This window comes from Ligilactobacillus pobuzihii E100301 = KCTC 13174 (assembly GCF_000349725.1).
Classification (GTDB): Bacteria; Bacillota; Bacilli; order Lactobacillales; family Lactobacillaceae; genus Ligilactobacillus; species Ligilactobacillus pobuzihii.
Genome location: NZ_KB714705.1, coordinates 1 through 9,916 on the forward strand (window position 1 = coordinate 1; position 9,916 = coordinate 9,916).

A 9,916-nucleotide genomic window follows, 5' to 3' on the forward strand; every position below is an offset into this window, starting at 1 on the left:
GTGTGTTTAGTTTTGTCGCTTAAATCATATCAAAGTTGACGGGGATTCCGTCTTTTTTATGTCAAAATTTTAGAAAAAGTTGTAAAGTGCTGTAAGCATAAAAACACGTGAAAAAAAGAAACCAGGTTTAGTTATCTTCTGGGATGATTCGGTCGAGTTTGTTTGTGGTAACGATCAACGAGGAAAGAAAACTCTCCCTTTACCATCATCTTTACATAAAAATGGTGGCAAAAAAGAAGAACGTTTATACGTAGACGGGGGCACTCAACCGCAAAAAATCAGCTTATTTTCTGACTTAGATGAGCACACTTATGATATCTTCTTTGAATTGGGATTTGGGAGGCAATATCGTGTTCAAGAAAAAACAAACTAGGCCAGGTTTTATTTTAGCTAGTTCTCTGATAACTTTATGGTTGATCTCACTTTTTATTATTACGTATTGTTCTATAGATATGCGTGCACGGCAGCAAGAAGACAAATTAGTCCAAAAAGTTGAATTGTCGAGTAAATTGGTCAGCCGTAGTAACCTACTTTTAGATGGAAAAAAGATTAAACACAAGCAAATGATCGAGGTCAAAAATGATAAGGAAAAGTTATCTCTGGAAATTAAAAAATGAGAACAAAGGATTCACTTTGATTGAAACAGTCGTAGCTTTAAGTATCAGTTTAATTTCAATTGTTTTGCTATGTAATTTTTTAACTGAACGACAAAAAGAGATCTATTCATCTACACAAACAGACCGACAACAAATTATTGCGACAATTGCAATTTTACAATCTTCTCAGCTGAGCTTGAAATATAAAGATGACTCAGCAAAGCAATTAGTTTTTTATAGTCCTACTAAAAAGATGGACTATTCTTTAAAGCTCAGTGGACACCGCCTTGTGATGCGTGGCAAAAATGAAGGATATATGCCCTTATTATTTAATGTGGATGATGGGGTAGTTTCTTTTGATAAGCCATATTTAAAACTAGATTTAAAATTGAATGGAGTCTGGCATCATGAAAAAATTGCGTTTAGTCGAGAAACAAAACCGCTCGCCAAGTAGAACACGGGGAGATCTATTATTTTCTGCGTTAACTTTTTTGATACTGGCAGGAGTATTAGTGACGGGACAATTAATGTATTATTACGGTAGTGCAGTCAGCAATAGTAATATTGTCCAACAAAATGAAGCGCAAGCAATGAAAAACATGGCAATTGCTAATGATATTAAGAACGGACAACAGTTTGAATTTAATCTAGGTCAAGCCAAAAGGAAAGGACAGAAATGTATTGTAACATTGAAGAATCAGAGAAATTTTGATTTTTTTGTGGAAGAATGGCAGACTTCAAAAAAGAATTGATTTTCTCTATTGTACTAAACCCATTTGTAAGCCTTCTGAAATAAAAGCTTATATGACTATGCGATAAAACTTGAAATTGTTGGAGTTGGTCTGTACACTAAAATATTAGAAGGTAATTGAGGTGAATAAGTTGGGATTAGAGGACATCAAAAAAACTTATGATTTAATTGAAAAAGGAATCAACTTAGTTCAAAAAGATAGAGAACTATCATATCTGGATGCTTTTCTTCAAGTGGCAGATGATTTGTTGGAGAATGGAAAAGTTTATAATGAAAATGGTGATCTACAAGACGAGACTGTAGCTAAATTGGCAGACATTTATCAACAGATCGATTTTAAATATTTTAACAAAGAAGAAATTCGACAGATCATTCAACTTATTTTGTTGCAAGCTTATCGGCAAGAAAGGATTCAGGCTAATCATCAAATGACGCCTGACTCGATTGGGGTCTTGGTTGAATATTTAGTTGAAAAGCTGACTAAACGATCACAGAAGTTGGAGTTGCTTGACTTAGCTGTAGGTACTGGAAACTTGTTAGAAACCGTGATGAATCGTTTAGAAGCTAATGGGTGGCAACAGCTTCATGGAGTAGGGGTCGATAACGACGATACTTTGCTTGCGATCGCAAGTGTTGCTGCTCAATTTGAACAGCAAAGTATTGACCTTATCCATCAAGACTCCATGGGAGAGCTGCCGCTACAACCCGCTAACGTTGTGATCAGTGATTTACCAGTTGGTTATTATCCAATCGATGATCGTGTACAGTTATTTGAAACACACGCTAGTTCAGGTCATTCGTATGTCCATCATCTGATGATCGAACAGTCCCTTAAGGCTTTGCAACCTGGAGGCTTTGCAATTTTTGTAGTACCACGTGGGTTATTTGAATCACAAGAAGCACAATTTTTGTTAAAGTATATTCAAAAAGTCGGCTACCTGCAGTCTTTATTAAACTTACCAGCTGAATTGTTTGCTTCAGAAAAATCACAAAAATCGGTCCTGTTGTTGCAAAAGAAGGGTGCTGGTGCTCATCAGGCACAACAGGTCTTGCTAGGAGATTTTCCATCATTTAAAAATAAAGAAGAATTTAGAGATTTTCTAGCACAGATCGACCAGTGGATCTCAAATGAAAAGCTAGGTTTGTCAGAATAATTAAAAATTATGAGCTAATAAACAAGGAAAGGATGCTTGTTTATTAGCTCTTTTCATTCAGAGTTGGTTTTTATTAGCGACCAGAATCTTTTTTTGTATGCATTTTCAGTGTAAAATTATGATTAAGAGATCAGCAAGGGGCGAGAAAATGATTTTCTTTACAGCAGATACACATTTTTTTGATGAATATTTGAAACATGATCAACAGTTTGCGAATCGAGACTTTTTAACGGTGGCTGAAATGAATCAGACGATCATAGATAATTGGAATTTTGTTGTAGGGCTTGAGGATATCGTTTATCATTTAGGAGACGTGGCTCAAATCGCTTCAAACGTGACTGGCTACCAGCAGGTACTGGATGTTTTAGCATCGCTTAATGGGCAGATCGTTTTTATTAAAGGAAACCATGACCCGCGTGCGTTGCTGAAGTATTTGAAGAAAAAACAACTTCGTACCCCGAAAGGAAAAGAAAAATTTTTATTTCATGACGTTGGTTTGATTTTAAAATTTGATCATTATCAATTTTTTTTGACACATTATCCGTTAATGTTAGGTATTTCAGTTAACAGTATTAATTTACACGGACATATTCATCATTATGCTGTGAATTCGGCAACTAACATCAATGTCGGGGTCGACACTCCCGAAGGTGATTATTTAGCAGGGAGAAAACGTCCTTTTGGGCAGCCGTTTTCTCAAAAAGAAGTGGTAGAAATGGTACAACAAAAAGATATAGATTTTAAAAAAAGGAAATAAGGATAAATAAGATGGATGAAAAAATTACGATTTTACACACAAATGACTTTCATTCTCATTTTGAAAATTGGCCAAAGGTGAGAAGGTATTTGCAAAAGACAAAAAAAGAGCTTGAAGATCAAGGTCAAACGGTGATCACCGTTGATTTAGGTGATGCGATGGATCGGGTTCATCCATTGACAGAAGCGACTGACGGAAAATTTAACATTGAGTTGCTCAATACAGTTGAGTATGATGCGTTAACGATCGGTAACAACGAGGGTATCGGTAATTCGCATGAACAGTTAAGGGATTTGTATACAAATAGTAAAGCACCGGTTGTCTTAGATAATTTGATCGATCTGAGAACGAAAAAGAGACCGTCTTGGGTTAAAATCTCTAAGATAATAAAAACCAAAAATAATACTAAAGTTGGTCTGTTGGCGTGTACTGCACCGTTTGGGCCGACATATGCAATGAATGATTGGAAAGCATTAGATGTTGATCAGGTTTTACCGGACATGGTAAAAATGTTGCGTCCAAGGGTGGATGTTTTAGTATTGATGTCACATTTAGGTATCGATATGGATAGATATATTTCAGAAAAATACCCTGAATTTGATGTGATTTTGGGTAGTCACACTCATCACTTATTAGAAAAAGGTGAAGTTGATGGAAATACTTTAGTCTGTGCTGCAGGAAAATGGGGACGTTATACTGGACAGGTTTCATTAACTTTTTCAACTGAAAAGCGTCAGCTTATTAGTAAGGTCGCACAAACGATCGCAACACAAGATTTGCCAGAAGCAATGGGTGATCAAAATGAGATCAGCGGCTATACTAAGCGTGGTAAACATATGTTGAATACGCAAAAAGTGGCGAAATTATCACAGCCTTATCCTGGGTCTCAAGTTAAGGATTCCCCATTAATGCAAGAAACACTGAAAGCCGTTGAAGAGGTCACAAAGACAACTGGTGCTGTTTTAAATGCGGGGTTATTGCTAGGGGACGTTGGATCTGGGGTGTTAACTAAAAATGAATTGCATGAACTTTTACCTCACCCGATGCGTATGGTCCGTGTTAACTTAACTGGTTACAATTTATGGCGTTTGATTCGTGAAATGGAGAAAAATAGGAGGCATCTACGTCGCTCTGTTGTTAAAGGCAACGGGTTTCGTGGCACTGTTTTTGGCGACTTGATCTATGACGGTATTGAATATGATGAAAATGAGGGTCAAGTGCTTTGGCACGGACATGTTTTAAATCCAGAAAAAGTTTATACGATCGGAACGGTTGATAATTTTATTTATGGGCCTTTTTTCCCTACATTAGAAATTGCTGGTGATGTATCTTACATTGGTGATTGTTTTTTGCGTGATGCATTAGGCGAGCATTTTGCGCGTAATTTTCCATTATAGTATAATTGAATTTGTTTGAATTTTGGAGGAATTTTAGTGAATAATGAAAAAAAAGAACGAAGGGAAGCTCAGCTAGCAAAGAAAGCTGAAGCAATTAAAGCATATGCTAGTAAAGTTGTAATGCAAGGTGAAACACAACTCACGATCGATGGACATCCGTATGAGTTGTTAGTTAATTTTCATGACGGTTTTGACATTGAAAAATTAGAAGAACGTTTTAGTGAGATCTTAACCAAATATGATTATGTCGTTGGGGATATGGGATTTGATCAGTTAAGATTGCATGGTTTTTATAAAAGTGGTAGTAAGAAGGGGCTTCCTGCGCAAAATATTGATCGACTGCAAGATTATTTGTTTGAATACTGTAACTTTGGGTGCCCATATTTCGTTTTACGTAACTTAGACGTTCAAAAGCAAAAGCCAAGTGCTGCGTTAGACAAAGAACTTTATGGTAATGAACGGCCTAGTAAAGTACGTAAGGCTTCGAATAATAAAAATCGTAAGCGTCGTTCTAAGAAGAAAAAAACGAAGAATGCTTCTGATACTTCTGGAAAAACGTATGCGGTTCATACCCGTAAAAGAAAGCAACCAGCTAAGAAAGCGAAAAAAACTAAGCATTCTAATAAAAGACATTTTGTCATTCGACAAAAATAATCAAGTTGTTACTATAGTTGTACTTGAAATCTTTTATTTTTTGCTACAAAGAAAGAGAGAGTTTTGATGAAAAGTTATCAAGGATATATGATCGATCTAGATGGTACGATGTATCGTGGCAAAGAAAAAATCCCCGCTGCTAAAAATTTTATTGAAAGGTTACAAGCAAAAAAAATTCCTTTTTTATTTGTGACAAATAACAGTACACAAGAACCAGAAAAAGTCGTTCAAAATCTGGCGGACAATTTTGATATTCATGTTTCTGTGACCAATGTTTTTACTTCTGCTTTAGCTACTGCAGATTACTTGGCAGATCTCAATATAAATCAGCGTTCAGTTTATGCGATCGGCGAAATTGGTTTAAAAAAAGCTCTGTTAGCACGTGGCTTTGTCTTTGATGAGCAATCACCGGATTATGTTGTTGTGGGACTTGATTACGATGTTACTTATCATAAATTTGAGTTGGCTACTTTAGCTATCAAAAATGGAGCGCGTTTTATTGGGACTAATGCGGATACTAATTTACCTAATGAGCGTGGGTTAGTACCTGGTGCAGGTTCTTTGATCGCATTAGTTGAAAGAGCGACACAGCAAACTGCAACTTATATTGGGAAACCTGAAACGATTATCATGGAAAAAGCTTTGGCACAAATGGGCCTACCCAAAGATAAAGTGGTAATGGTTGGGGATAACTATATGACTGATATTAGTGCAGGTATCAATTTTGGTATGGATACTCTGCTGGTTTATACAGGTGTTTCAACTAAAGAACAGGTTTTGCAAAAGACGATCAAACCAACGTATGAAATTGATTCTTTAGATGACTGGAAGATCGTATATGACGTTTAAAATTAAGGGACAGTTTTTTTTTAATGTCATTTTATTTTTAACTATCGTTGCTTTTTGTATTGCACTTGTTATTAATTTTAGACCCTTATATTATTATTTCGTTGATCATGAAAATCTAGCTGCTACTGTTAATTTAACTAGAGAAGGGTTAGTTGAAGACTATCGACATTTGCTCAACTATCTTAACTTTCCGTGGATCAGTAACTTGAAGATGACTTTACCCAGTTCTTCAAATGGATTACAACATTTTGCAGATGTCAAAAAATTATTTTTATTAGATTATGGTGTATTGGTTTTCGGAGCACCGATCAGTGTTTATTATTTAAGATGTCTAAAAAAAAGGCAAATGTTGTGGAAGTTGATTGCGCCAGCACAGATCATGTTGACTGGTTTTGTTTTTTTATTAGTGATCATGGGTATTTCGTTCCATCAGTTTTTTGTGCTTTTTCATAAAATTTTATTTCGGAACAATGATTGGATATTTGATCCGACAAAGGATCCCATTATTGATGCTTTACCAAACGATTTCTTTCTAGCTTGTTTTGTACTATTTTTTGTATTGCTTATTATTAGTATGTTGGCTTTAATAGTCGTTGGTAAGAAAAGTTTAAAGAGTGGAAAAAGCAAATGAGACAAAAGCTGTTTTGAAGCTGATTTGTAATGACGATCCTGTTATTTTGAGCCGTAACGAAGCGAAAACAAGAATAACGCAATCGTCGTTACAGTCAGGTTTCAATCTTTAGAGACACGTTTAAAGGCCGACGATCTAATCCAGTAAATGGTTTAGATCGTCGGCCTTTTTAGAATTACACAACTAGTTAGGTCCCAGCTTTTTTGTCATTAATTTAATCGTTTGTTTCGGATCCTTGGTTGGAAGAACTGCCTTTGACTAATCCGACAATTGCAGGTATTAAAGATACTACGATGATACCGATTATGATCATTGAAAAATGTTCCTTAACGAATGGCATATTGCCAAAGAAGAAACCGGCCCCACAACAAAGCGTGACCCATGCGACAGCACCGATAATATTATGCTTGATAAAACTATTATATTTTAAGCCGGTACCTGCTGCGATAAATGGCGCAAAAGTACGGATGATCGGCATGAAACGAGCTAAAGTGATCGACATTGCACCATGTTTTTCAAAAAATTTCTCAGTTCGTTCTAGATACTCAGGTTTGACCGCCTTTTGAAACCAGCTTTCTGATTTCAATTTGTTACCTAAAAAATGACCGATCATGAAGTTAGTACTATCACCTAAAATCGGTGCTGCCAAGAACAAGGCCACAAATATCCAAATGTTAAGACCATAATCGGGATTCGCTGCCAGAGCAGCTGCCGCAAATAAGAGCGAGTCGCCGGGGAGAAATGGTAAAATAACTGCACCAGTTTCTACGAAGATGATGAGAAATAAAATTAAGTACGTCCAGTCACCAAAGTTGTTAACGATAGTCACCAAGTGGTCATCGATGTTCAAAATAAAATCAATTAAAGTTGCCAAATGCTTTTCTCCTTATGCTTTTAATGTAGTCATTATACTTTTTATTTGATTAACTCTCAAAGTGTTTTGGTGTATTTAAGCAAAACTTATTGCTTATATTTGAGCATTAATTCTGTACTATGGGCAGGTTGACGACGATCTGGATAAACGTATAGTAAGGCATTGTTTACAGCAGTTGGTGCTTCACCCATACCTGAGGCAATTAGGGCAGGACGACCTTCTTTATATGCTACATCACCGATCGCATAGACTCCAGGTATTGAAGTTTCTTGTTTTTCACTGACTTTGATAGTATGTCTTTCCATATTTAATCCCCATGATTCAATAATGTTGTTACTTGAAGAAAAACCGTAGTTTACGATCAAGTTATCGAAGGCTACTTTTTTTCGTTCCTTGTCATGAGCCTTTTGTAAAGTTAGTTCTATTTGGTCGTTCGGGGCTTTTTGCAGATCTTTAATAGTATAAGGTGTTAAGAAACTGACATTTTTCATTTGGTGTAATGCATCTAAACTACTTTCTAATGCCCTAAACTTATCTCTGCGATGGGTAACTGTCACTGATTTTGCCAGTGGTGCTAATTCTAGTGCCCAATCAATGGCTGAGTCGCCTCCACCTGCTATAGCAATGTTTTTATCTTTAAAAATGGTCGGATCAGAGATAAAGTAGTGCAGAAGCTTTCCTTCAAATTGTTTAGCGCTACTTACGCGCAGTCTACGTGGTTCAAAAGAACCAATTCCAGCTGCGATGATAATTGCTTTACTATAAGTAGTGCGTTTATTTGTTTGAATCTCAAATCCTTTATCGGTCTTAGTAAAAGCTTGTACGGTTTCTTTTAAAAATATATCTGGCTTAAAGGCAACAGTCTGTTCATTTAAATTCTTAATCAGTTTTTTTCCAGATATTTTATAAAAAGCTGGAATATCATATAGGGTCTTAGCTGGAAATAAAGCTGTGACTTGGCCGCCCAAATCATCCAAACTTTCGATGATTTGAGTTTTTGCCATATGCATTCGAGAATATGTAGCAGCGAACATTCCTACAGGACCACCACCGATGATTGTTAAGTCATAGTATTCATTACTGTTAGTCATTGTTATGAAAACTCCCTTCATATAAGCAAAGCATGGTTTGAGTGAGATCTTACAGGTGAACGACCAGTAAATTCTTACCACATTAAGCTCATTTTAAAACAAACGTATATTTTCTAGACTAGCATTAATAAGTCTTAAAATAAATTGGTAAATTTAGCGATTTTTTTGTATCATTGGTAGGGTATAAAAAATGTTAAGGAGTTTATTATGAATTATCCACAATCTGATTTAGAAAGTGTTACAGGACCAAAAGCAAAAATTACTACATCAATGGGTGAAATAACAGTACAACTTTTTCCGAGCCAAGCACCTAAGACTGTTAAGAACTTTGTTAGTTTGGCCCAAGACCATTATTATGATGGTACTATCTTTCACCGTGTCATTCCTGAATTTATGATTCAAGGTGGCGATCCTACTGGTACTGGTATGGGTGGTGAAAGTATTTATGGAGCCCCATTTGAAGATGAGTTTTCATTAGATCTATTCAATATTCGTGGTGCTTTATCTATGGCGAATGCAGGTCCCAATACAAATGGCAGTCAATTTTTTATTGTGCAAAGTACACAGATCCCTGCTGATTTGGTTGAACAGATGAAAGCTGCAAATTATCCTAAAGAAGTGATCGATATGTATCAAAATGGGGGAACTCCTTGGTTAGATCATCGTCATACTGTCTTTGGACAAGTTATACAAGGGCTTGATGTTGTTGATCAGATGGCAACTGTTCACACTGATCCACAAGATAAACCAGTTAAGGACATTAAAATTGAAAGTGTTGTTATCGAATAACGCTTTATTATTTTTTTAATAGAATGGAGGGTAGATACTATGTCAGAATATCGTATTGGTCAGGTGATCGATGGGCGTGTTACTGGTATTCAGCCATATGGGGCTTTCGTGGCTTTAGATGAGCATACGCAAGGCTTGATCCATATTTCGGAATGTCATCATGGTTTTGTTGATGATGTTTCTAAATTTTTACATGTAGGGGAAGAGGTCTCTGTGATGATAATTGATATTGACTTGTATACAGGCAAGATTTCTCTTTCTATTCGTTGTTTGGAAAAGCCTTTTGATTTTTCTCACTCGCGTAAACGGGCTCGGTTTCAACATAAAAGGTATTGGACGAATCGTAATGTTTCTACCGGCTTCAAGCCGATCC

At 36.2% G+C, this 9,916-nt stretch carries 13 protein-coding genes; 11 read left to right on the plus strand and 2 right to left on the minus strand.

The window, feature by feature from the left end:
* Window positions 1-350: 350 nt before the first annotated feature.
* From LACPOB_RS0111210 to LACPOB_RS0111250, 9 genes are all read left to right on the plus strand, one after another.
* Entirely contained in the window at window positions 351-617 is a 267-nt protein-coding gene (locus LACPOB_RS0111210) for a hypothetical protein (protein WP_017868912.1), read from the plus strand.
* Window positions 580-1,050: a competence type IV pilus minor pilin ComGF gene (locus LACPOB_RS0111215; RefSeq protein ID WP_017868913.1), complete on the plus strand. Its 471-nt coding sequence runs from the start codon at window positions 580-582 to the stop codon at window positions 1,048-1,050. Before LACPOB_RS0111210 ends, LACPOB_RS0111215 begins: the two co-directional genes overlap by 38 nt.
* Entirely contained in the window at window positions 1,004-1,348 is a 345-nt protein-coding gene (locus tag LACPOB_RS0111220) for a hypothetical protein (protein ID WP_081607074.1), read from the plus strand. Before LACPOB_RS0111215 ends, LACPOB_RS0111220 begins: the two co-directional genes overlap by 47 nt.
* Before the next feature lie 121 nt (window positions 1,349-1,469).
* On the plus strand, window positions 1,470-2,501 hold the full coding sequence (locus LACPOB_RS0111225) for a class I SAM-dependent methyltransferase (RefSeq protein ID WP_017868915.1): 1,032 nt from the start codon (window positions 1,470-1,472) through the stop codon (window positions 2,499-2,501).
* Window positions 2,502-2,649: 148 nt separating this feature from the next.
* Window positions 2,650-3,258: a metallophosphoesterase gene (locus LACPOB_RS0111230; protein ID WP_017868916.1), complete on the plus strand. Its 609-nt coding sequence runs from the start codon at window positions 2,650-2,652 to the stop codon at window positions 3,256-3,258.
* 11 nt (window positions 3,259-3,269) lie between these two features.
* Window positions 3,270-4,655 (plus strand): bifunctional metallophosphatase/5'-nucleotidase, encoded by a 1,386-nt coding sequence (locus LACPOB_RS0111235; RefSeq protein WP_017868917.1) that lies wholly within the window; start codon window positions 3,270-3,272, stop codon window positions 4,653-4,655.
* Between the two features lie 36 nt (window positions 4,656-4,691).
* Window positions 4,692-5,309 carry a YutD family protein gene (locus LACPOB_RS0111240; RefSeq protein ID WP_017868918.1) on the plus strand — a complete coding sequence of 206 codons (618 nt, stop codon included), beginning with the start codon at window positions 4,692-4,694 and terminating at the stop codon, window positions 5,307-5,309.
* Between the two features lie 66 nt (window positions 5,310-5,375).
* Window positions 5,376-6,158, plus strand: coding sequence for a TIGR01457 family HAD-type hydrolase (locus LACPOB_RS0111245; RefSeq protein ID WP_017868919.1), 783 nt, complete (start codon window positions 5,376-5,378; stop codon window positions 6,156-6,158).
* Window positions 6,148-6,789, plus strand: a complete 642-nt coding sequence (locus LACPOB_RS0111250; protein WP_017868920.1) for a TIGR01906 family membrane protein — start codon at window positions 6,148-6,150, stop codon at window positions 6,787-6,789. Before LACPOB_RS0111245 ends, LACPOB_RS0111250 begins: the two co-directional genes overlap by 11 nt.
* Window positions 6,790-7,003: 214 nt before the next feature.
* Here LACPOB_RS0111250 and LACPOB_RS0111255 read toward each other — a convergent pair whose 3' ends face one another.
* The gene (locus LACPOB_RS0111255; protein WP_017868921.1) at window positions 7,004-7,663 is read right to left on the minus strand and encodes a VTT domain-containing protein; all 660 of its coding nucleotides are present in this window, start codon (window positions 7,661-7,663) and stop codon (window positions 7,004-7,006) included.
* Window positions 7,664-7,749: 86 nt separating this feature from the next.
* Window positions 7,750-8,754, minus strand: coding sequence for an NAD(P)/FAD-dependent oxidoreductase (locus LACPOB_RS0111260; protein ID WP_017868922.1), 1,005 nt, complete (start codon window positions 8,752-8,754; stop codon window positions 7,750-7,752).
* A gap of 207 nt (window positions 8,755-8,961) precedes the next feature.
* Between LACPOB_RS0111260 and LACPOB_RS0111265 the strand changes: the two genes are divergently transcribed.
* Both LACPOB_RS0111265 and LACPOB_RS12670 read left to right on the plus strand, forming a co-directional pair.
* On the plus strand, window positions 8,962-9,543 hold the full coding sequence (locus tag LACPOB_RS0111265) for a peptidylprolyl isomerase (protein WP_017868923.1): 582 nt from the start codon (window positions 8,962-8,964) through the stop codon (window positions 9,541-9,543).
* Between the two features lie 39 nt (window positions 9,544-9,582).
* Window positions 9,583-9,916: CvfD/Ygs/GSP13 family RNA-binding post-transcriptional regulator (locus LACPOB_RS12670; protein ID WP_040533244.1), on the plus strand; the 334-nt coding region annotated here is incomplete at its 3' end.

What these genes read in the sequence shown, in the direction of transcription:
- LACPOB_RS0111215 (WP_017868913.1), top strand. Translation starts at nt 580, where the DNA reads ATGATAAGGAAAAGTTATCTCTGGAAATTAAAAAATGAGAACAAAGGA.
- LACPOB_RS0111220 (WP_081607074.1), top strand. Translation starts at nt 1,004, where the DNA reads ATGAAAAAATTGCGTTTAGTCGAGAAACAAAACCGCTCGCCAAGTAGA.
- LACPOB_RS0111230 (WP_017868916.1), top strand. Translation starts at nt 2,650, where the DNA reads ATGATTTTCTTTACAGCAGATACACATTTTTTTGATGAATATTTGAAA.
- LACPOB_RS0111235 (WP_017868917.1), top strand. Translation starts at nt 3,270, where the DNA reads ATGGATGAAAAAATTACGATTTTACACACAAATGACTTTCATTCTCAT.
- LACPOB_RS0111245 (WP_017868919.1), top strand. Translation starts at nt 5,376, where the DNA reads ATGAAAAGTTATCAAGGATATATGATCGATCTAGATGGTACGATGTAT.
- LACPOB_RS0111250 (WP_017868920.1), top strand. Translation starts at nt 6,148, where the DNA reads ATGACGTTTAAAATTAAGGGACAGTTTTTTTTTAATGTCATTTTATTT.
- LACPOB_RS0111260 (WP_017868922.1), bottom strand. Translation starts at nt 8,754, where the DNA reads ATGACTAACAGTAATGAATACTATGACTTAACAATCATCGGTGGTGGT.
- LACPOB_RS0111265 (WP_017868923.1), top strand. Translation starts at nt 8,962, where the DNA reads ATGAATTATCCACAATCTGATTTAGAAAGTGTTACAGGACCAAAAGCA.